Genomic DNA, 19,212 nt, shown 5'->3' with positions numbered 1-19,212 from the left:
TTCCCTGGGGGCCTCAGCGGTTGGGGACTTACCGATTGCCAATCGTTTCCGGGTCAAAGAGTGCAACATAGGTTCCAGCCGGTCCGAGCCGATACTCCATAGCCTTCTTCGCATCCTTCAGACCGATAAGCGTAAGCCGGATCATGCCGCCGATACGTCCAATCTCGACAATACTCTGGATGCTCATCGCTTCGTCTGCACCCGCGAAGATTTCATCGGCCTTGGCCTGCTTGTCGTTGACGATGAAAAACGCTTCGTGCTGCGCGAAGAAATCATCAAACCGATCCATAAAGACCGGTTCACTCGGCTTGAACGTTTGGCCAATTCCGATGTCGCAAATGACGCCTTTAACGCCAATCCGAATCCAGTTCTCCTCACGATCCACGATGCTGGTGCGTAGCCGCTCAGCCCATTCACGTGTCCTATCCCGTAGTTCAATAACTCGTTCTGCCGGTACCATTCGTTTCTCCATACCCCAAAAGCGGGACCGAATTTCTCCGGTCCCGGTTAGTCGCGTTCCCTTAAAATTTCAGAAATTAGTTATGAATGGCCCACTGCGAGAGCGTTTCCCATGTCTCGCTAACCTCGTTGCTGAGTTCTTCACTCCGCTCGTTGTATTCCTCGCAAGCATTGGTGATGTCCGCAACGTCGATCGGAGCGCTGTCGGTGAGGTCCTTGATATGATCGGCGAATTCGATTCCGAGAATCTCAAGGGCTTCCGTTGCGCGGACATACTTGCGAAGGGTGTCGAGGATTTCGTTTGCGGTGGATTCCATAGTCTTACTCCATAAGTGATCGTTCACCCCGGCATCGCCTCGGGTGCAATTCAGCGCTATTGCGAATTGGTAGTCGATAGAGGAGTCGAACCTCTAAGAGCGTCCCGTCGCGCTCGACTAAGATCACGGAGCAAGTAATCGGCTCGGTGTGGGCTCCTTCTAACCCGTCTTATTTCGGGATGGCAATATGTTTTTTCGCGGATAGTCGCTTAACCTTAACCAGAGCCGAAAAAGATCATTCGGATTTGATTTAAAACTTTTTTCGACTTGGCGATTTTTAATTTCGACAAATCGAGTCTCGGTCCCGTAAGGTAGGTTCCAGATCGAACCCCAACATCGCTGCTTTCAGTGACGGACCCGCTAGGCCGGTCCGCAGATCGAATCCCATTTTCAAAATCCCGACGAGTGCAAGATTCGGCGCGAGGAGTTGCGCGCGCTCGTCCATTAGAAAGAAGTAAAAAATGAGCAATCAATTTCAGCCGTCGCCAACTTGCGTGGCAGTTCACGTATCCGCTTGCGGCGGCTTCCAAGCGCACTGGCTTCCCTACGGGCAGACCAAGTTCTATTCGCCGCTTCTCGTGGATACCCGAAACGGCGATCTCTTCCGTGCGGTCATCCCGCATGACCTCCGTTCCGTTGCATTCGTCCCCGCCCAGGCTCGTGCTCCGCGTACATCGCCGTTCGCTCGACGCATTAATGATATCGAGAGTGGCGCTTACGGCCCGGAGCATTTGCTTGCCGAGTTTGCAGCCTTCGTAGGAGGTGCAGCATGACCAGCATCCGTAAGCGGACCCGCTACATCGTCTCGCGCGATGCCTTCGACAATCCTTATGTGTTCGACACGAAGAAGGTTCGGACCACTGGGCCGCGTGTCAAATACACGATGTCATGGGATGCGTTCGTATCCAAGCCAGCCAAGCAAGGGAAAACTAAGGAGGGTCAGCAATGACCCTCTCTACCTCCGATCTCGAAGACATACTTTTCGATGGCTGTTTGCTGGGAGAGGTCGCGGGTGACTTCTATGCGCAGGGAGCGGGGTTTGAACAGGTCATCCTCAAAAAGATGAATCCAAACCTTCTCAACTATCCGGCTCACGATACGTATTATGCGATGATGTGCCCGGACACGCATTGGCAACTTGAATACTGCTACCATAGCGTTGGCGAGTGTATGGAACTTCGCGACCGCGAGCAGACATTCCGAGTGGTGTTCCGGCTCAAACAGGAGATGCACGAGTTTCACCACATATCGGGTGGCCGCGTGGAGACCTACGAAGAGTGGGAGCACTGGTATGTCATTGACCGCATCGATGGCAGGGACGCGCTAGGCCGATATCTCATGACCTGGAAACTATCGCAATGACATGGAAAAGCCCCGGAAACGGGGCTTCTCTCATTCGTCCTTATCGTCTTTGTCTTTATCTGGCGGAGGTAGCGGTTTCACTTCGATCACGTGCCCCTCGATGATTTCGCGGGCCTTCGCGGCCTTCGCCAGCAGATCGCTTCCAAACGTATGTTGGACCTCGCCGGATACGTCGACCTTCTGTGCGGCCTTAGACAGGTTGTAACTGAGGATCAATTCGTTGGCCTTCAGGCGAACCATGTCATTCTTGCTGGTCTTCGCAAGCCTCTGTACTTCTTTCAGCGCATCGGGCGACATCTCCGCAGCCGAAATCTTCAGTTCTTCCGGCGTTGGGGTTCTGCCTTTAGGATTGCCCGATTTGCCTTTCGGGAAGTGGTTCTTCTTGAGATTTTGCAGTTGTTTTTCTGTCATTGGGCGTTTCGCCATTACTCCTCCAACTTGTGACCGCCAGCGCGTTTGATGAAGTCGTCGGCATCGCTCTCGTATGTAAAATCCACGACAAAACCGGATTCGCTCGTCAGTGGGATTATGAAGTCATCGCTAATGCTGTCACGGATGAATGTTCCGAACTTGTTGTCAATCCACGAGGATATTGCGGTATCCTTCGTCATGCCGGGATTTCTCTTGATGAACTCAAGCAAGCCATCTTCGCCGCGTTTGTGTCCGTTAGCGATTTCGTATTGAACTCTCATTGATGTCGTCCTATTGGTGTTTACCCCGTATTTAAGTGTAACCGCCAAAAAGCATGCTCAAACCCAATAAGGAACGAACCAATGGTTACTTCTCCCTTCCTCACGCGCCTTTCTAAAATCGGTAAGGCCAGCCGTCCGACTAAATCGGTTGCTCGCAACAAGTCGGTTCAAGATTCCTATCTTGCCGCGCTGGAAAGGCAGATCGACACTGTAAATGCGGCGATTAAGAAGCCGGGCGCGGTCAAGTGGAACCGTGGTCATTGGGTGAAGCCGGAAGCAGAGGGCCGCTACAGCGTGAGTTTCGGCTTCCCCGCTGTCGAAGTCGTTGACGACAAGAAGTTCTTCTTTGTCGATGACCTCAAGGAAGCGCTGGACCTGCTCGAAGGCGGTAAGGAACTCGTCAACGACAAGGGGTTCGTTGCCAAACTGGAAGCGCAACGCGCCGCACGTTCTGGACCGCGCCAGAAATCGAAGTAAGCAGCAGGAAATTGCATTGGAAAGCCCCGGAAACGGGGCTTTTTCTGTTTGAGCATGCAAAATAAGGCTAACAGGTAAATACACCGGATTTAACAGCCGGTTGTTTACGCATGAGCATTTCAAAGCAGGAGAAGAAGCAAGAAGAAGACACTATCATCGCGCTTCTCAATGAATTTCACCACGACATTCCGTTATTTGCACTTACCGTATTTGGATCGACGCTTAGGGAAAAGCAGATTGAGTTTGTCAGGGCATTTCAAGCCAATAAGCGCGTTACCTTCAAGGGTGGAGTTGGCTTCGGTAAGACGCACGCACTAGCAATCCTCGTCTGGTGGTCGTTGTTCACGCACGATGATGTGCAGGTGACAATTTACGGACCAAACCAAGGCCAGTTGGAACGCGGTATCTGGAAGGAACTGCAAATCCTCTACGGTCGGATGGATGAAACTTTTCAGGGCTGGTTCACCGTCAACAACGAGAAAATTCGCCGCAACCACAACCATGCGAGTTGCATGGCCTCTTACGCGTTGGCCAGTCCCGACAACGTTGCGGCGGCGCGTGGTCTCCACCAGAAGAACAACTTCATTTTCGTTGACGAGGCGACTGGTGTTCCCGACTTCATCTACAACGAAGCGCTCATCAACATCATTCGCGACCCGAACGCTAAACTCTGCCTGATCTCCAACCCATCGACTACGAGCGGCTATTTTTGGGAAACATGGAACGGCACAATCGCGAAACTGTGGACCCACGTTCACGGTCGCATGACCGATGCGCCGCACATCACGGCGCAAGACCTAGAAGATGCAGCAATCGACTATGGCGGCAAAGATAGTCGCCTATACCGGATCATGGTCGAGGGCGAGTTCCCCGACAACGACACGGACGGCCTAATCCCGCGTTGGGCAGTAGAGGAAGCCGTAGACAATCCCGACGCTGTTCCGGCTCCGACATATCCGGTGATTTGGGGTCTCGATCCTGCCGATGGCGGCGACCGTAGCGTTCTCGTGAAGCGTCACGACAACAAGATTATCGGCATCTGCAAATGGAACGGTACGGACCTCATGCAATTGGCGATGAAGGTCCGCGACGAGTACGAGGCAACACCTCCGAAACTGCGCCCCAAGGCGATCTGCGTAGACGCTAACGGCGTCGGCAATGGCGCATACGTCAACCTGCATTACATGGGTCTGCCTGCGCGCAAGATCATGGTGCAGAACTCACCGACGCGTAAGCCCGAGTTCTACAGCCGCTTGCGCGATCAAATCTGGTGGGAATGCCGAGAATGGTTCCTCAACGGCGGTCTCAGCATCCCGAACAACGATGATCTGATCAAAGAACTCGTTACGCCGACCTATGACAGCGATAACGGCAAGATCAAGGTCGAGAAGAAAGACAGCATTCGCAAGCGGTTGAAAGGCAACTCGCCAGACTTCGCAGACGCGCTTTGCCTGACGTTTGCGATCTCGCCAACGCGATACGCAAGCCAATTCAACTTGGATCGCTTCATGAGTTCTCCGCAGAACTTGTCGCAGTACGAGTAATCGCGCCGGAAACGCGTTCTCGCAGTAAATACGAGCAACAATAATAAAAATGAGAACGGCGGAACCAACCGCCGCGAAAGGCCCAATGGCGAAAATCACCAAGATCAAGAGAGTTGATGAGGACGCGCTAGTCAACGGCATCGCAAACGCAGTGCAAGAGGCCGTTGGCGTATCTGCAACTCACATCGCAAACAAGCAGGAAGAAGCACTAAAATGTTGGTTTCCGCGCGGAACTGAGCCGGTTTTTCCACCGAGAAGTGAGCCACCTCTGAGTATGGTTTTCTGATCAGGGTTTGGTCAAGGGATTGGCTTTTTCTCCTCTCTTCTGGGCCGCAGCGGCCGAGCTGGCTTTGAAGCGGAAGCTGTCGTTGCCGGTTTCCAGGATGTGACAACGATGGGTCAGACGATCGAGGAGAGCGGTCGTCATCTTGGCGTCGCCGAAGACCGTGGCCCATTCGCTGAAGCTGAGGTTGGTGGTGATCACCACGCTGGTCCGCTCGTAGAGCTTGCTCAGCAGGTGGAAGAGTAATGCGCCGCCGGAGGCGCTGAACGGCAGGTATCCCAACTCGTCCAGGATCAGCACGTCGAGCCTGACCAACGTCTCTGCGATCTGGCCCGCCTTGCCCTTGGCCTTTTCCTGCTCGAGCGCGTTGACCAATTCGATGGTCGAGAAGAAGCGGACCTTTCGGCGATGATGCTCGATCGCCTGAATGCCGAGTGCTGTCGCGACATGTGTTTTGCCTGTGCCCGGCCCGCCGACGAGCACGATATTCTGCGCTCCGTCCATGAACTCGCATCGGTGCAACTGGCGCACGGTCGCTTCGTTGATCTCGCTGGCGGCGAAGTCGAAGCCGGAGAGGTCCTTGTAGGCCGGGAAGCGGGCAGCCTTCATGTGATAGGCGATGGATCGAACCTCGCGCTCGGCCATTTCGGCTTTCAGCAACTGGGACAGGACCGGCACGGCCGCGTCGAAGGCCGGAGCCCCTTGCTCGATCAGGTCCGTGACGGCCTGGGCCATGCCATACATCTTCAGGCTGCGCAGCATGATGACGACGTACCGCGCTGGCAGGATCATGACGCATGGCGACCTCCTACGATCCGGACGCGCAAGCCGTCGTAGCGTTCGACATTGGCCTTGGGTTCACGCAGCAAGGTCAGCGCCTGTGGCGTATCGATGTCCGGGCCGTCGGTCGTCTTGCCGTCGATCAGCCGGTGCAGAAGATTCAGCACGTGCGTCTTGGTCGCCACGCCCGCATCCAGAGCCAGTTCCACAGCCCTGACGACGACCTGTTCGTCGTGATGAAGCACAAGCGCGAGGATATCGACCATCTCACGGTCACCGCCAGGGCGGCGAAGCATCTGGTCCTGGAATTGCCGAAAGGCCAACGGCAATTCCAGGAAGGGCGCACCATTGCGCAAGGCACCGGGCTTGCGCTGGATGACCGCAAGGTAATGCCGCCAGTCGTAAATCGTTCGCGGCGGTTTGTCGTGGCTGCGCTCAATGACCCGCGCATGTTCGCATAGGATATTGCCCTCGGTACCGCAACGACCAGCCGCTCAGGGTAAATCCGCAGGCTGACGGGCCGGTTCGCAAAGGATGCAGGCACACTGTAGCGGTTCCGTTCGAAGGTAATGAGGCATGTCGGTGAGACGCGTTTGCTTTGCTCGACGAAGCCGTCAAAAGCGCTAGGCAACGCCATCAACGCGGCCTGCTCTGCGACCCAAATGTCGGCGATCGTGCCAGGCAAGGTGCCGTGCGATGTCTCCCGCCACAGGTTCTGGCAATGCTGTTCCAGCCAGGCATTCAATGCCGCCAAATCTGGGAAGTCCGGCATCTGTTGCCACAGCCGTGGACGGGCATCCTGGACGTTCTTCTCGACCTGACCCTTCTCCCAGCCTGCCGCCGGATTGCAGAACTCGGGTTCGAAGACGTAGTGGTTCGTCATCGCCAGGAAGCGGATGTTGACCTGCCGCTCCTTGCCCCGTCCCACGCGATCGACCGCCGTCTTCATGTTGTCATAGATGCCGCGACCAGGCACGCCGCCGAACACCCGGAAGCCGTGCCAGTGGGCATCGAACAGCATCTCATGCGTCTGCAGTAAGTAGGCTCTGAGCAGAAAAGCACGGCTGTGCGACAGCTTGATGTGCGCGACCTGAAGCTTCACGCGCTCTCCGCCTATGACGGCATAGTCCTCGCTCCAATCGAACTGGAATGCCTCACCTGGGCGGAAAGACAGCGGAACGAATATGCCGCGGCCCGTCGTCTGCTGCTCACGCTGCCGATCAGCCCGCCAATCACGGGCGAAAGCGGCCACCCGGCCATAAGAGCCGGCAAAGCCAAGAGCCACCAGATCGGCGTGAACCTGCTTCAACGTTCGACGCTGCTTGCGCGACTTCCCGGCCTCGGTCTTCAGCCAGCCGGCCAGTTTATCGGCAAAAGGATCGAGCTTGCTTGGTCGCTCTGGTATCGCGAACTTCGGTTCGATCGTGCCAGCGCTCAAGTACTTCGCGATCGTGTTGCGCGACAATCCGGTTCGTCGGCTGATCTCGCGAACCGACAGCTTCTCGCGCAGTGCCATCCGACGGATGATGTTTAAAAGTCCCATGTGGATCACTCCGTTGCCCCCGTCGCTCACCGCGTTGAGGGGAAGGTTCACATGGCTCAATTCTCAATGGAAATTATGCGCCTAACCGGCTCAGTTCCGCGCGGAAACCAACATGTTGGTGGTCATTCAGAACATACCGGATGCCATCGCCGGTCTTTTGAGCATCAATCCATTTCGGCAGATTGAAGTTGTACCGGCCATCACCGTTAAGCGCGGCTTCTCGCTTGGCCTTGATCGCTGCTTTGATTCGATCTGATTTGCGCTGCGATTCTTCATGCGCACGAGCCATGATCGACAGGCTCATAATCAGTTGAGTCCAGTTATCGCCAACCGATTCAATCGAGTAAACTTGGTTGTCGGCGAGCGTCACGACGATGATACCCGCCTTGAGCAGATCGATGAACGGCGGCAATGCGTCGAGTACGCGTTTACGGCTTAGTCGGTCGAGGCTTTCAACGATCAGGTAACTACCTGCTTCGATCCGGCCATCTCTGACCATTTCGAGGAATTTGCCGAGTGCGCCGACTTCGACGTTTGCGCCTGAGTAAGCGGATACGCCGATGTCTTTAAGGGATTCATCGAGCAGCAGATTGTTGTCCGCTGCATACTTGCGAGACAGTTCCAACTGACGACGGAGACTATCGCCCGACAACTGTCGTTCGGTACTCATTCGTATGTAGGAATATGCCTTGATCATCGGCTCACTTGCGTTCTGCAACATATTGAAACCCCAGCAAAATCACTAAGCGCATGGACTTAGGAAAGCGTTAGCGCTGGGTGTGTATGTAATACGTGCCGCAACTTTAGCGTACTGTTAACTATGGATGTTGGAGCTTTATTCAGGCTTGCGGCACACCGAGGGCGGGCGGAGCGCCTACGGATCGCCGCGCCGGCACCGCAAATCTCGGGGACATCCGCGGCCGTAGCCATAAAAAATCCACATGCTGTCATGAGTTATCGCGGCGACGGTGAAGGGCCCGGACGCCCGCCGACGTTTGGGGCCGTGTGAAGAGGGGCCTCTCCATGGGAGATATGGAACTGTGAAGAAATTTATTCTGCGCGCAGCGGCGGTCTGCGCGCTCCTTGTGGCTCCGGCGATTGCGCAGGCTGCCGAGGGTTTTGCTACCGCCAACGTCAACATGCGCTCCGGTCCGAGCACGCGCTACCCGGCGGTGTCGATGATCCCGGTGGGCGAATCAGTCGAAATCCATGGCTGCCTTGCGGATCTGCCGTGGTGCGACGTGTCGTTCTACGGCGGCCGTGGCTGGGTTGCCGGCCGTTATGTCCAGGCCGACTATCGACGCAACCGCGTCTATGTCGAACCGCGTTATTATCGCCCGCTCGGCATTCCGACGGTTGTCTTCCAGTTCGACAACTATTGGGACCGCAACTACCGCGGCCGCGATTTCTATCGTGAACGCGATCGCTGGCGCCGCGGACCGGATTGGGTCGATGACCGGCGTGATCGCCGCGATTGGGAGCGGCAGCGCGAGCGCGAGCGCCGTGACTGGGAGCGTGAGCGGCGCAGCAATCAGCGCGACTGGGAGCGCCGACAGCGCGACGAGGACAAGTGGCGCGACGACGAATGGCGCCGTCAGCGCACGGAACGCGAGGATCGGCGTGATTGGGAACGCCGCGACGACGGCGTGCGCGTGCGGCAGGACGACGGCACCGTCTATGAGCGCGCCCGTCCGGCTCCGATGGTTCGCTGCCAGATCGACGATCCCTACTGCGAGAACTGATCCGCACACGGCGCGTCGGCGCGCCTTGTCTGATGGGAAAAAAAACGGGCGGCCCTGGTCGCCCGTTTTGCGTTTCGCGAACCTGCTTTCAACGGTTTTTGGCGGAACCAAACGCCAGCCGGCGCGTTGAGCCCGCGCAGACAAGGGAGCGTTGTAATGGTCGAAAAGAAACTGCAAGCGGTGGAAAAAGTTGCCGTGAGTGAAGCCGAATCGGACGCCCGCGCCGAGGTTGACGCACAGATCGCCGAGCTGCGCGCGGAAATCGCCCGCCTGACGGAAGCGGTCACGGCGATCGGAACGAGCACGAAAGCGGTTGTGCAGGGCGAGGCGGATCTTCTGGCTGAGCGCGTGCGCGAGCGTGTGCGCGAAGAGCCTCTGTCGACCCTGGTTGCCGTTGCGGGCGTGTCCTTCCTGTTCGGTTTGATGTCCCGGCGCTAGCGGGTGAGGCGGGTCTTCGCCCGGATTGCCGTTGTTACCTTGGATACATCGCCGGGACCGTTCGACAGACATACTGAACGCAGGTTGGGGTTGCAGATCGTTTATTAGTAATCTGTTAACCAACCTGTGGCTCAATCGAAGTGGACCCGGTATCATCGGGTCGCGTCGTGAACCAGAACAGCAACATCCGGGCGACCGGAAGAAGGAGCAAACGAGAAAGGCGCGCCTGTCCAGGAAAGATCTGGGAAAATGCGCTGGCCCGAGAAGGGCAGGGTGAAATCTGTACGGTAGTTCATCCGTCTCAAGACTTTGTGGAGACGAGCATGGCAGACGTTATCAGAATTCAGGACCGCAAGGTTCGTATACCTCCGCACCGGCCTCCGGCCATTTCGGGTGGAGCGAAAGTGCTGCTGTTCACCGGCATCCGCTACGAGCGCCTCGATTGCGACCCGCAGCCGACAGCGCCGGACGGACGCCGCATCAAGAAGCAGTGAGCCGCGGCACTCCTGCGTATTAGGCGACACAAACGGTCGCGTTCAAGACACTGTCCTTGCCCGGTTCTGCGGGCTCATCCCCCATGCACTGCTGCGCCTGACGCGGCATCGAATCATCGCCGCGCATCTCGGCGTGGATTTTCTTAGCTTGCCCCTGTTGCTCGACGACCACAGCGGATGCTCTAGCGACGGAACGGTTCGCAGGTCGATTCCGCAAGGAAGTTCCGGACCTGCTCTTCGAAGCTGTCGACCGGCGCCATCGCTCTCAGCACGGCAAAGCCATCCTGTTCCTTCATCTCGACCATGATCGATTGTGCAAGCGCCTGTGGCGGAGATTTTCGCAACTCGACCAACTGGATTGGCGTTGCGACGACAAGGTCCAGCTTGCCGTTGACCGCCGTGTGGTCGTTCATGCTGAAGACCTCGTTCGAATTGCCGTCGAAGACGGCGAGCGACCAGAAAGGCACGTTGCCGCTGGCGAGGAAACGCGCCGGCCCATCCGAGATCGAGAAGCTGCAGACCGCGGTTCTCAGATAAGGATCGTCATTGGCAAGGCCGGTCGGCCCTGGTGTGCTGGTCAGCGCAAAGAAACTGTCCATCTCCAAAAGCCCGAGGATGCGGGTATAGGCATCGCGGCCGGTGAACTGCGGCAGCGCCAGCACGATGATGATGTGCAGCAGGGCGGCGCCGACCAGGCCGAGAACTGTGGCGAAGAGCACGCTACGCATCGCCGCAACCCGTCTTGGTGATTACCGGCATGGCGAGATCGATCAGGCCGGACGAGCCGGCCGTCGGCGTATCGAGCAGCGTCAGCACCAGCCGGAACGTGCCCGAGTGGCGCACGGCAAGCCAGTTGTCGGGCCTCGCATTCGGCGACACATGGATGCTGAAGTTGCTGTTTTCGCCGCGCAGAACGCTCCAGGAATTGAGCGCCGAGGGGAGGTCGGAACCGGGCCTCAGTGGCAGGCCTTCGGCATTTGCGGCGTAAAGCGTCCAGAAGCGGGCCTGCGGCGTCAGCCCCGCAACATCATAGGAGCAGGCCGCCTGAAGCTTCTCGCCCTTGCTATCGACCTGGGCACTGAACATCAGCCCTTCAGCGCCGCCATAGAGCAGTTCGCCGGCGCGCGCCCGATGTGCCTTGGCATAGGGGTCGGCATTGGCCGTCTGCGCCTCGGGAAAGGCGACCCAGGGGCCGATCGCGATCGAGCCGAAGCCGACGGTCGCTTTCAACGCCCATACCGCCGAGGCGATGCCGCCGCCGAAGGCGATGGCAAGGGTAAGCGCGACGAGGAAGGGGATTCGAAACAAGGGCGACTCTACCGGATATGGTCCTGCGGCTCAGCACCGCCGCGTTGACACCCTATGTCGCCGAAATCCGCGCCCGGCGCAACGGCGACCGCGTCGCCGGTCCCGAACCCGACACCGCAACCGCGAAGCGGAAGAAGAGTGGACATGCCCGAAACGTCAGTTGCTGGCGGCATCGGGCTTCGCCTGTGCGGACCGTGGTTCCTCATCCGCGCCGAGAGAGGCAAGCTTGCCGCCGGCCTTCTCGGGCGCCTTCAGTGCGGGGGCCTTTTCGAAGGTCTCGCCGATGCTGCGCAGCAGCCGGGTGACATCGGTCGAAAGCGAGCGCGGCCGCACCAGCGGCGGCAACGCGTTTTCATCCGGCTTCGCGGTTGCCACCTGCGGCGGCTGCTTTGCCGGCGCCGTCGGCGCGGTGATCCCCGGGATCGTCCGGTGTTCGATGCCCTGTTCGGCGTAGTCCATCAGCCGCTTGAAGGTCATCGCCGGCAACGAGCCGCCGGTCATGTTGTTGGTCGAGGTGTAGTCGTCGTTGCCGAACCAGACCGCGGTCGTATAGTCGCCGGTGAAGCCCACGAACCAGGCGTCGCGATAGGCCTGTGTTGTGCCGGTTTTGCCGCCGACGACGATGCCGTTGTCGAGCGCAGCCTTGCGCGCCGTACCGATGACCGGGATCTGCGTCAGCATGGAGTTCATCGACGTATTGGCGGTTTCGGAGAGGATGCGCCGGGCCGGCGGCTCGTCGCGTCCGAAATCGTAGAGAATGTCGCCGTCATAGTTGAGGACCTGGCTGATCCCGTGCCGGCGTGACTGCATGCCACCGGCCGGGAAGACCGCGTACGCCGTCGCCTGGTCGAGCACGGTTACTTCCGAGGTGCCGAGCGGCATGGTCTTGTCCGTGCGGATCGGCGTCTCGATGCCCATGTCCTTGGCCGTCTGGGCGATCAGGTCAGTGCCGAGCTTGTCCTTGGCGAGGCGCACGGGAATGGTGTTGATCGACTTGGCTATGGCCGTCAGGATGGTGATGCGGCCGGCATAGCTGCGGCCATAATTCTGCGGCGACCATCCGCGCCAGGTGATCGGCGCGTCGACGACAACCGTTTCCGGCGTCATGCCCTTTTCCATCGCTGCCGCGTAGGTATAGACCTTGAAGGAAGAGCCCGGTTGACGCAGGGCTCGTGTCGCACGGTTGAACTGGCTCTCGCCATAATCGCGGCCGCCGACCATGGCCCGCACGGCGCCGCCGTTTTCGACCATCACCAGCGCACCCTGCTTCACGCGGAAGCTCTCGCCATATTGGCGCAGGCTCGATTCCACTGAATCTTCAGCGGCATTCTGCAGGCCCATATCGATCGTGGTGCGCACGATCAGCGAATGCTGCGCGAAGGGGCGGGCGATGCGCTGGACTTCGTCGAAAGCCCAGTCGAGGAAGAAGTCGGGCGCCTTCACCTGGGCGCGGTCGATGACCGTCGCCGGGTTGAGGCGTGCGGCGATCACCTGGCCTTCGGTCATCAGGCCGCCCTGGACGAGGTTGGTCAGAACCTCGTTGGCGCGTCCGCGTGCGGCCGGCAGGTTGACGTGCGGGGCGTAGCGGGCTGGCGCCTTGAAGAGGCCGGCAAGCATCGCGGACTCGGCAAGGCTCACGTCGGTGATCGACTTGCCGAAATAGAACTGCGCCGCGGCTGCCGCACCGAAGGTGCCGCCGCCCATATAGGCGCGGTCGAGATAGAGCCGGAGGATTTCCTTCTTCGACAGGTTGCATTCGAGCCAGACGGCGAGGAAAGCTTCCTTGATCTTGCGCTCGATCGTCCGCTCGTTCGACAGAAAGAGGTTCTTGGCGAGCTGCTGCGTCAGTGTCGAACCGCCCTGGACGACGCCACCGGCGCGTGCATTTTCGGTCATGGCGCGGGCAAGGCCGAGGAAGTCGATGCCCCAATGGTCGAAGAAGCGCCGGTCTTCGGTCGCCAGCACCGCCTTGATCAGATGATCGGGCAGCTCGTCGATCGGTACGGAATCTTCGTGGATGATGCCACGATGGCCGATCTCGTTGCCGTAACGATCGAGGAAGGTGACGGCGAAATCGCTCTGGGCACGCCAGTTGCCCTTGGTTTCTTCGAAGGCCGGAAGGGCGAGCGCCAGCATCAGCACCGAACCGACAGTGCCCCAGTTCATGCCTTCGCCGAGCACCTCGAAGACGGCTTTTTTCCAGCCCGTCACGCGGAAGCGGCGGAAGAAGATGGTAGTGTCTTCCCACCATTGCCCCAGCTTGAAACCGGCATTCCAGACTGAGGAATCGATCCAGGAGTCGATCCTGAGAAAGATGTGCCGTTTCTTCGGCCGATTATCGTCTTTCCTCGGTTCCCGCACGGTCTCAACCACCTGAAGGCTCTACGGCATCATGCCGGCGCCATGTAATATTTGCACGGCGTCAAATTCCAATCTACTTGCATATCGCGCCGCCGGCCTTAAAAAACCGGCAATTTTCTGCGAAATTTCTGTATCGCGAGCGATTTGACGAAAGTGTGATGACGATGGGCGAAATGCCTTTCTGGAAGGCGAAAAGCCTTGAAGACATGACCGATACCGAGTGGGAAAGCCTCTGTGACGGCTGCGGCCTCTGTTGTCTCAACAAGCTCGAGGATTGGGACACCGGCGAGATCGCCTGGACCTCGATCCGCTGCACGCTTCTCGATGGCGAGAGCTGTCGCTGCAAGGACTATCCCAACCGCCAGGCGACGGTGCCCGACTGCATCCAGCTGACGCCGAAGGCCGTGCGCGAGATCGCCTGGCTGCCGCCGACCTGCGGCTACCGGCTGGTGGCTGAAGGGCGCGATCTCTACTGGTGGCATCCGTTGATTTCGGCCGATCCGGAAACGGTTCACGCCGCCGGCATTTCCGTCCGTGGCCGCACCGTTGCGGAAGACGGCATCGACGTCGACGACTATGAGGATTATCTCGTCACCTGGCCGCTGGAAGTGGGGCAGGAAAACGTGGAGTGACAAGGGGTTAGTCGAGGCGGCGGAATCGTTTTGGCAGTGTGTCGCCCGCGACGCCTCTAATGGCTGCCGCCGTTCTTCTTGACGAGGCTCTTCGGCGCAACGTTGCGCCACGCCGTCTCCATCGACTGCCGCACGAGATCCTCGTCGGCCTGGACGAAATAGAGCGAGGTCCAGCCACGGTCGCCCCAGCCGCCGGGCACCGCGGCGCAGACGCCGGGTTCCATCTCCAGAAGCATGCGCTGCTGATCCGGTGTGAACTTGAAAACGGCGCGCCCGGCTTCCGGCAGGCTCATGAAAATACGCTTCCCAACGCGGAAATCTCGCGTTCCGAAATGCGCATTTTCCTCCGTTCCAGGCAGGCTCAGCGCGAGTCTTTCGATCTCTTCCGTCAGCATGAAGAAAGATTAACATGCTTTTGCCGAATGGCAAAAAGGCTGAAAATCACTACAAAAATTGCAAGGGGTGTCCTTGAAGCGCGGGCTCGAGAAGGGCGCTGGCGGAGCCTGATCGGGCTGCCTTTATGGCTTTTGCGGTCAGTGGTCGATCACCTGCGGCATAGGGCCGGAAACGCCGCGACCGGCGGTGGTAGGCTCACCGCCGGTTCGCTACGGAATGTCGAAAAACGCCTTAAACAGGCGCTGTCCGACGACAGTCTATGGATATGAAGGGCCGGTGACGCCTAGGCGCGCCACTCTGGCGGGCCTCATTCGGCCGGTGCGACCGGCTTCGGCGTTGCCTCGCTCGCGGCGCGCATCTCACGCCATTCGCTCTCGAAACGGTCGAGCAACGATTGCGGTACTTTGGACTGCTGAGATGCGGGCTGGTTGTTTGCGAGCGTCTGCATGCGATCCTCCCGGGTTCTGTGACGGTTTCATGATGTAAGGTGTGGCGGACAATTTCACATCGCAAAGGCTTTGTAAATCAGTGGCTTAAATCATTTAAACGATTGAAAAATCTTTAAATCGATTAATTTTTCGTTTATACACAGCACGCATCGCGTCCGGACGTCAACAGGTTTAAGTTGCAGCTACTTTTGAAGTAATTTGCGCGCATAGATTGCGGCAAAGGGCCAGCCGTTTCGCGGCTCTCTATTAAGAGAGAACGGTGCTGCGGCGTGATCGGTGCCGCCATGACGGATTGCGTCGACTGGTTCGAAGGACACGATGGCTGAGCCTTGTTCGGGAGCGGCGCCGACGGACCTGAATCAGTTTCTGAGATGTTTGATTCACGCTGCGAGCGACAGCCGCCAAAGGATTCAAAAGAATCGAGAAAATGCGTGCGCAGCCATGCCGCGCTTGATCGGGAACGGGCTCTTTCGCGTTAGCGCATGCCGGCGAAGAGATGCTAACGAAACATGCTTAACGAAAGCTGACCGTTGTCCGGCGTCGTCGGGCCGCCTTGGGTTTCGGGCCGTGTTCCTCGCGTGATTGCGTCGCTAAAACTGTCGCAGGAAGCGGCTATGGCTTGGCAAGAGAATGAGCAATGCGGGTTTCCACCAGGGAAGAATCGCCGCAATCTAAGGTCGGAATTCGGGGAAGGTAATGCGTTTCCCGGTAGTGCCTGCCGGTCCAAATGGCCGACATTCATTTGCCATTCAGCCTCGTTCGGTTATTGCTTCTGCCATGATGCTTCCCAAGTCGAAAGTGCGTTCATGTCTTCACCAGTGATCATAGCCGCGCTTGCTGCAGGCCTCGCCGGCTTCAGCCCGCCTGCGATCAGCGTGCCGTCGGATATTGTCGTTCGTGTGTCCGGCGATTGCAGCGCGGCTGCAGCGCAGGTCGTTGCCGACACTGGTGGCGAGTTGCTGTCGGCACAGCCGACGTCCGATGGCCAGTGCGTGATCACCGTGCTTGTTCCTGGCAATGGCGGTAGGCCGAAGAAGGTCACCGTCAAGGTGCCGATGTAGGCTATCCCTGCAGCGCCGCGTGCCGTATCTGGCGTACGAAGGTCGCTGTAGCACTTTGAATGGCTGCATGTTCTTATCCTTAAATCAGCCAGATTTGGCGAAGCATGCAGCAGGATGGCCGCGAGAGGAAGTAAAGACGGATGCGCATTCTGATTGTCGAGGACGACGCCAACCTGAACCGGCAGCTCGCCGAGGTGCTGAAGGAGGCCGGCTACGTCGTTGACCAGGCCTATGATGGCGAGGAGGGGCACTATCTCGGCGACGCCGAGCCCTATGATGCCGTGATCCTCGATATCGGCCTGCCGGAAATGGACGGCATCACCGTGCTTGAGAAATGGCGCGGCGACGGCAAGACCATGCCGGTCCTGATCCTGACGGCGCGTGATCGCTGGAGCGACAAGGTGGCTGGCATCGATGCCGGCGCCGACGACTATGTTGCCAAGCCCTTCCACGTCGAAGAAGTTCTTGCCCGCATCCGCGCCCTGATCCGGCGCGCCGCCGGCCATGCGAGCTCGGAGATCGTCTGCGGCCCGGTCCGCCTCGACACCAAGGGTTCCAAGGCAACGGTCGATGGCGTCGCATTGAAGCTGACGTCGCACGAGTTCCGGCTGCTCTCCTATCTCATGCACCACATGGGCCAGGTCGTTTCGCGCACAGAATTGGTCGAGCATATGTACGATCAGGATTTCGATCGCGATTCCAATACGATCGAAGTGTTCATCGGCCGGCTGCGCAAGAAGATCGGCAACGATCTGATCGAAACGGTGCGCGGTCTCGGATACCGAATGCAAGCGCCGGGCAATGGCAATTAGATCGCTCACCGCACGCGTTCTGGTGGTCTCCACCGTCTGGGCGGTGGTGGCTCTCGTCGTGATCGGCGTGGTGATTTCCGAGCTTTATCGCCAGGGCTCCGAGCGCGGTTTCAAAGACCTGCTGCGCGCCCAGCTCTTCAACGTCGTCAACTCGATCTCCGTCAACGAGAGGACGGTGCTGTCGGGCAGTCCGCAGCTTGGCGACCTCCGGTTTTCGCAGCCGCAGACCGGTTGGTACTGGATCGTCGATCCGATCGGCGAGTTCGATACGCCGCCCCTGATCTCGACCTCGCTCGGCAACGGCAAGCTACCGATCGCCAGCGTCGACGAGGTGCCGTTCGATACCGGCTATGTTCGCTTCTACACCACCAAGGATCCCTTCGGGAACGAGGTCGAGGTCTCCGAGACCGAGGTCGTTCTCGACATCCAGGGCCATACGGCGCGCTTTCGCGTGGCGGGCAACCGCGACGTGCTCGAGGCCGATATCAACCGCTTCACCCGCAACCTGACGATCGCGCTCTCCATCTTCGGTCTGGGAGGGCTCGGGGTCAACGCGCTCACCATTCTCTTCGGCCTGAGGCCGCTCGATGAGGTCCGGCGCTCGATGGAGAAGATCCGCGCCGGCGAAAGCGAACGGTTGGACGGCGCTTTCCCGCGTGAGATCCAGCCGCTCGCCAACGAGGTCAATGCCCTGATCGACAGCAACCGCCGCATCGTCGAGCGCGCCCGCATGCAGGTCGGCAATCTTGCCCATTCGCTGAAGACACCGATCGCGGTCCTGCTCAACGAGGCCCGGGTGCTCGAGGCATCGCATGGCGAGTTGGTGCGCACTCAGGTCGATGCAATGCAGACCCAGGTTCAATCCTATCTGAGCCGCGCCCGGATTGCGGCGCAGCGCGAGTCCGTGCTGGCGCGGACCGAAGCGCAGCCGGCGCTCGAACGCCTCGTGCGCGTCATGCGCAAGCTCAATCCGGAAAAGCAGGTCCATCTGTCGATCAACCCGCCGGGACTGGTTCTTGCCATGGAGCTGCAGGACGTCGAGGAGACCGTTGGCAACCTGCTCGAAAATGCCGCCCGCCACGCCCGTGGCGAGGTGTGGCTGAATGTCAGGCCGGCACCGAGCGAGGTTCATGCCAAGGAGCCCGGCCGGCAGTGGATCGTTCTCGACATCGACGACGACGGGCCGGGGCTCAATCCCGACCAGATCGCAGTGGCGATGAAGCGCGGCAAGCGGCTCGACGAAAGCAAGCCCGGAACCGGGCTCGGTCTTTCGATCGTCAGCGAGATCGTCCGGGAGTATCAGGGCACCATCACCCTGTCACGACGGGACGAGGGAGGGTTGCGTGCGGAACTGGTTTTGCCGGCGGCCGTTTAGAGGGTGATGAGGAAATGCGCGGGTCCGGCGTCGCTCGCTTGCGAATCCATCGTGATTTAGGGGTCACACCCGTGCTTGAAAATGTCACACCCGCAGGGCTCGCCGTTGCCTCGGCACGCGGGGAATGCCAAAAGAAAATCAAGGACTAGTCGTCATCGTGCTCGAATGGAACGAGCTTAAGAATGCGGCTTCGGATAGGATGATTGAGTGTCGCGGATCATGAGGAACCAGGCAGAAATGACACGGGCTATTGTCGTCGGCGGCAGGATCGTTGTGATCGCCTCGGCCGTCGCGCTTGCCGGATGCGGCACGACGGGCAGCAAGGGCGCGGCCGCCGGCCTCGGCTCGACGGCAACGCGTGGTGCGACCTCGACCAATTACATCGCGGCACTCCAGGGTGGGGTGATCGCGCGTCTCACCGATCTCGACATCGGGACGTCCGACCGTCAGCGCGCTCTGGAAGCGGAGTACCGCGCACTTGAAGCGGCCCCCGGTGGGCAGCCGGTGACCTGGGACGGGCGCGGCGTCAACGGTTCGGTCGTTGCGGCCGCTCCCTATCAGGTCGGGTCGCAGAACTGCCGCCAGTATAGCCACACGGTTACCGTCAAGGGACAGCCGAAGACGGCGCGGGGTGCTGCCTGCCGCAACCCGGACGGCAGCTGGACACCGCTGACCTAAGGCGTAGCC

General features: G+C 59.2%; 24 protein-coding genes and 1 pseudogene. 13 read left to right on the top strand and 12 right to left on the bottom strand.

Going from position 1 to position 19,212, the window contains the following annotated elements:
- Window positions 1-28: 28 nt before the first annotated feature.
- Window positions 29-460, bottom strand: a complete 432-nt coding sequence (locus OVA00_RS13820) for a hypothetical protein (RefSeq protein WP_268089150.1) — start codon at window positions 458-460, stop codon at window positions 29-31.
- 76 nt (window positions 461-536) lie between these two features.
- Window positions 537-776, bottom strand: coding sequence for a hypothetical protein (locus OVA00_RS13815; RefSeq protein ID WP_268089149.1), 240 nt, complete (start codon window positions 774-776; stop codon window positions 537-539).
- Window positions 777-1,237: 461 nt separating this feature from the next.
- On the opposite strand from OVA00_RS13815, the gene OVA00_RS13810 reads away from it, so the two are divergent.
- The 3 genes from OVA00_RS13810 to OVA00_RS13800 are packed head-to-tail and all read left to right on the top strand — an operon-like array spanning window position 1,238 to window position 2,138.
- Window positions 1,238-1,549: a hypothetical protein gene (locus OVA00_RS13810; RefSeq protein WP_268089148.1), complete on the top strand. Its 312-nt coding sequence runs from the start codon at window positions 1,238-1,240 to the stop codon at window positions 1,547-1,549.
- Entirely contained in the window at window positions 1,546-1,725 is a 180-nt protein-coding gene (locus OVA00_RS13805; protein WP_268089147.1) for a hypothetical protein, read from the top strand. The genes OVA00_RS13810 and OVA00_RS13805 overlap by 4 nt, the downstream gene beginning before the upstream one ends.
- Entirely contained in the window at window positions 1,722-2,138 is a 417-nt protein-coding gene (locus OVA00_RS13800) for a hypothetical protein (protein WP_268089146.1), read from the top strand. The genes OVA00_RS13805 and OVA00_RS13800 overlap by 4 nt, the downstream gene beginning before the upstream one ends.
- A 30-nt stretch (window positions 2,139-2,168) precedes the next feature.
- Here OVA00_RS13800 and OVA00_RS13795 read toward each other — a convergent pair whose 3' ends face one another.
- Window positions 2,169-2,564 carry a DUF5681 domain-containing protein gene (locus OVA00_RS13795; RefSeq protein WP_268089145.1) on the bottom strand — a complete coding sequence of 132 codons (396 nt, stop codon included), beginning with the start codon at window positions 2,562-2,564 and terminating at the stop codon, window positions 2,169-2,171.
- The gene (locus tag OVA00_RS13790; RefSeq protein ID WP_268089144.1) at window positions 2,564-2,830 is read right to left on the bottom strand and encodes a hypothetical protein; all 267 of its coding nucleotides are present in this window, start codon (window positions 2,828-2,830) and stop codon (window positions 2,564-2,566) included. The genes OVA00_RS13795 and OVA00_RS13790 overlap by 1 nt, the downstream gene beginning before the upstream one ends.
- Window positions 2,831-2,911: 81 nt before the next feature.
- Here OVA00_RS13790 and OVA00_RS13785 point away from each other — a divergent pair, with 81 nt between their 5' ends.
- Both OVA00_RS13785 and OVA00_RS13780 read left to right on the top strand, forming a co-directional pair.
- Window positions 2,912-3,307: a hypothetical protein gene (locus OVA00_RS13785; RefSeq protein WP_268089143.1), complete on the top strand. Its 396-nt coding sequence runs from the start codon at window positions 2,912-2,914 to the stop codon at window positions 3,305-3,307.
- A gap of 110 nt (window positions 3,308-3,417) precedes the next feature.
- A complete protein-coding gene (locus tag OVA00_RS13780) occupies window positions 3,418-4,851 on the top strand; it encodes a terminase large subunit domain-containing protein (protein ID WP_268089141.1) in 1,434 nt (477 codons plus the stop codon).
- Between the two features lie 286 nt (window positions 4,852-5,137).
- Here OVA00_RS13780 and istB read toward each other — a convergent pair whose 3' ends face one another.
- The 3 genes and pseudogenes from istB to OVA00_RS13765 form a co-directional block, all read right to left on the bottom strand.
- Complete coding sequence (gene istB, locus OVA00_RS13775) at window positions 5,138-5,926, bottom strand: IS21-like element helper ATPase IstB (protein ID WP_326494134.1); 789 nt, start codon at window positions 5,924-5,926, stop codon at window positions 5,138-5,140.
- Window positions 5,923-7,457 (bottom strand): annotated as a pseudogene (istA, locus tag OVA00_RS13770) (IS21 family transposase). Before istA ends, istB begins: the two are co-directional and overlap by 4 nt.
- Before the next feature lie 73 nt (window positions 7,458-7,530).
- Window positions 7,531-8,178, bottom strand: coding sequence for a recombinase family protein (locus tag OVA00_RS13765; RefSeq protein ID WP_268089140.1), 648 nt, complete (start codon window positions 8,176-8,178; stop codon window positions 7,531-7,533).
- A gap of 319 nt (window positions 8,179-8,497) precedes the next feature.
- Between OVA00_RS13765 and OVA00_RS13760 the strand changes: the two genes are divergently transcribed.
- From OVA00_RS13760 to OVA00_RS13750, 3 genes are all read left to right on the top strand, one after another.
- The gene (locus OVA00_RS13760) at window positions 8,498-9,199 is read left to right on the top strand and encodes an SH3 domain-containing protein (RefSeq protein WP_082566256.1); all 702 of its coding nucleotides are present in this window, start codon (window positions 8,498-8,500) and stop codon (window positions 9,197-9,199) included.
- 156 nt (window positions 9,200-9,355) lie between these two features.
- Entirely contained in the window at window positions 9,356-9,637 is a 282-nt protein-coding gene (locus OVA00_RS13755) for a hypothetical protein (protein ID WP_060516210.1), read from the top strand.
- 323 nt (window positions 9,638-9,960) lie between these two features.
- Window positions 9,961-10,131: a hypothetical protein gene (locus OVA00_RS13750; protein WP_268089138.1), complete on the top strand. Its 171-nt coding sequence runs from the start codon at window positions 9,961-9,963 to the stop codon at window positions 10,129-10,131.
- A 182-nt stretch (window positions 10,132-10,313) separates the two neighbouring features.
- Here OVA00_RS13750 and OVA00_RS13745 read toward each other — a convergent pair whose 3' ends face one another.
- The 3 genes from OVA00_RS13745 to OVA00_RS13735 all read right to left on the bottom strand — a co-directional run bounded on the left by OVA00_RS13745 (window position 10,314) and on the right by OVA00_RS13735 (window position 13,812).
- Complete coding sequence (locus OVA00_RS13745) at window positions 10,314-10,859, bottom strand: DUF1254 domain-containing protein (RefSeq protein ID WP_060516209.1); 546 nt, start codon at window positions 10,857-10,859, stop codon at window positions 10,314-10,316.
- A complete protein-coding gene (locus OVA00_RS13740) occupies window positions 10,852-11,439 on the bottom strand; it encodes a DUF1214 domain-containing protein (RefSeq protein ID WP_060604076.1) in 588 nt (195 codons plus the stop codon). Before OVA00_RS13740 ends, OVA00_RS13745 begins: the two co-directional genes overlap by 8 nt.
- A gap of 156 nt (window positions 11,440-11,595) precedes the next feature.
- Complete coding sequence (locus tag OVA00_RS13735) at window positions 11,596-13,812, bottom strand: transglycosylase domain-containing protein (RefSeq protein ID WP_060516207.1); 2,217 nt, start codon at window positions 13,810-13,812, stop codon at window positions 11,596-11,598.
- Window positions 13,813-13,964: 152 nt separating this feature from the next.
- Here OVA00_RS13735 and OVA00_RS13730 point away from each other — a divergent pair, with 152 nt between their 5' ends.
- Window positions 13,965-14,432, top strand: coding sequence for a YcgN family cysteine cluster protein (locus tag OVA00_RS13730; RefSeq protein ID WP_268090331.1), 468 nt, complete (start codon window positions 13,965-13,967; stop codon window positions 14,430-14,432).
- 56 nt (window positions 14,433-14,488) lie between these two features.
- On the opposite strand, the gene OVA00_RS13725 is transcribed toward OVA00_RS13730, so the two are convergent.
- Both OVA00_RS13725 and OVA00_RS13720 read right to left on the bottom strand, forming a co-directional pair.
- The gene (locus OVA00_RS13725; RefSeq protein ID WP_034789357.1) at window positions 14,489-14,827 is read right to left on the bottom strand and encodes an MmcQ/YjbR family DNA-binding protein; all 339 of its coding nucleotides are present in this window, start codon (window positions 14,825-14,827) and stop codon (window positions 14,489-14,491) included.
- Window positions 14,828-15,135: 308 nt separating this feature from the next.
- Window positions 15,136-15,276: a hypothetical protein gene (locus OVA00_RS13720; RefSeq protein WP_164475066.1), complete on the bottom strand. Its 141-nt coding sequence runs from the start codon at window positions 15,274-15,276 to the stop codon at window positions 15,136-15,138.
- A gap of 807 nt (window positions 15,277-16,083) precedes the next feature.
- Here OVA00_RS13720 and OVA00_RS13715 point away from each other — a divergent pair.
- The 4 genes from OVA00_RS13715 to OVA00_RS13700 all read left to right on the top strand — a co-directional run bounded on the left by OVA00_RS13715 (window position 16,084) and on the right by OVA00_RS13700 (window position 19,203).
- Window positions 16,084-16,338 carry a hypothetical protein gene (locus OVA00_RS13715; RefSeq protein ID WP_034789359.1) on the top strand — a complete coding sequence of 85 codons (255 nt, stop codon included), beginning with the start codon at window positions 16,084-16,086 and terminating at the stop codon, window positions 16,336-16,338.
- A gap of 140 nt (window positions 16,339-16,478) precedes the next feature.
- Complete coding sequence (gene feuP / locus OVA00_RS13710) at window positions 16,479-17,150, top strand: two-component system response regulator FeuP (RefSeq protein ID WP_034789361.1); 672 nt, start codon at window positions 16,479-16,481, stop codon at window positions 17,148-17,150.
- A complete protein-coding gene (locus tag OVA00_RS13705) occupies window positions 17,140-18,525 on the top strand; it encodes an ATP-binding protein (RefSeq protein ID WP_034789363.1) in 1,386 nt (461 codons plus the stop codon). Before feuP ends, OVA00_RS13705 begins: the two co-directional genes overlap by 11 nt.
- 237 nt (window positions 18,526-18,762) lie before the next feature.
- A complete protein-coding gene (locus OVA00_RS13700; protein WP_034789364.1) occupies window positions 18,763-19,203 on the top strand; it encodes a membrane protein in 441 nt (146 codons plus the stop codon).
- Window positions 19,204-19,212: the final 9 nt, after the last annotated feature.

Source organism: Ensifer sp. SL37, from assembly GCF_026672675.1.
GTDB classification, from domain to species: domain Bacteria; phylum Pseudomonadota; class Alphaproteobacteria; order Rhizobiales; family Rhizobiaceae; genus Ensifer; species Ensifer adhaerens.
The sequence above is the reverse complement of the archived record's forward strand: the minus strand, read 5'-3'. Positions and strand labels throughout refer to the sequence as shown.

Coding starts and splice junctions, on each gene's coding strand:
- OVA00_RS13755 (WP_060516210.1), top strand. CDS start 9,356: ATGGTCGAAAAGAAACTGCAAGCGGTGGAAAAAGTTGCCGTGAGTGAA.
- OVA00_RS13815 (WP_268089149.1), bottom strand. CDS start 776: ATGGAATCCACCGCAAACGAAATCCTCGACACCCTTCGCAAGTATGTC.
- OVA00_RS13715 (WP_034789359.1), top strand. CDS start 16,084: ATGTCTTCACCAGTGATCATAGCCGCGCTTGCTGCAGGCCTCGCCGGC.
- OVA00_RS13750 (WP_268089138.1), top strand. CDS start 9,961: ATGGCAGACGTTATCAGAATTCAGGACCGCAAGGTTCGTATACCTCCG.
- OVA00_RS13730 (WP_268090331.1), top strand. CDS start 13,965: ATGGGCGAAATGCCTTTCTGGAAGGCGAAAAGCCTTGAAGACATGACC.
- OVA00_RS13790 (WP_268089144.1), bottom strand. CDS start 2,830: ATGAGAGTTCAATACGAAATCGCTAACGGACACAAACGCGGCGAAGAT.
- OVA00_RS13800 (WP_268089146.1), top strand. CDS start 1,722: ATGACCCTCTCTACCTCCGATCTCGAAGACATACTTTTCGATGGCTGT.
- OVA00_RS13745 (WP_060516209.1), bottom strand. CDS start 10,859: ATGCGTAGCGTGCTCTTCGCCACAGTTCTCGGCCTGGTCGGCGCCGCC.
- OVA00_RS13785 (WP_268089143.1), top strand. CDS start 2,912: ATGGTTACTTCTCCCTTCCTCACGCGCCTTTCTAAAATCGGTAAGGCC.
- OVA00_RS13705 (WP_034789363.1), top strand. CDS start 17,140: ATGGCAATTAGATCGCTCACCGCACGCGTTCTGGTGGTCTCCACCGTC.
- OVA00_RS13725 (WP_034789357.1), bottom strand. CDS start 14,827: ATGCTGACGGAAGAGATCGAAAGACTCGCGCTGAGCCTGCCTGGAACG.
- OVA00_RS13820 (WP_268089150.1), bottom strand. CDS start 460: ATGGTACCGGCAGAACGAGTTATTGAACTACGGGATAGGACACGTGAA.
- feuP (WP_034789361.1), top strand. CDS start 16,479: ATGCGCATTCTGATTGTCGAGGACGACGCCAACCTGAACCGGCAGCTC.
- OVA00_RS13795 (WP_268089145.1), bottom strand. CDS start 2,564: ATGGCGAAACGCCCAATGACAGAAAAACAACTGCAAAATCTCAAGAAG.
- OVA00_RS13810 (WP_268089148.1), top strand. CDS start 1,238: ATGAGCAATCAATTTCAGCCGTCGCCAACTTGCGTGGCAGTTCACGTA.
- OVA00_RS13720 (WP_164475066.1), bottom strand. CDS start 15,276: ATGCAGACGCTCGCAAACAACCAGCCCGCATCTCAGCAGTCCAAAGTA.
- OVA00_RS13780 (WP_268089141.1), top strand. CDS start 3,418: ATGAGCATTTCAAAGCAGGAGAAGAAGCAAGAAGAAGACACTATCATC.
- OVA00_RS13805 (WP_268089147.1), top strand. CDS start 1,546: ATGACCAGCATCCGTAAGCGGACCCGCTACATCGTCTCGCGCGATGCC.
- OVA00_RS13700 (WP_034789364.1), top strand. CDS start 18,763: ATGACACGGGCTATTGTCGTCGGCGGCAGGATCGTTGTGATCGCCTCG.
- OVA00_RS13765 (WP_268089140.1), bottom strand. CDS start 8,178: ATGTTGCAGAACGCAAGTGAGCCGATGATCAAGGCATATTCCTACATA.
- istB (WP_326494134.1), bottom strand. CDS start 5,926: ATGATCCTGCCAGCGCGGTACGTCGTCATCATGCTGCGCAGCCTGAAG.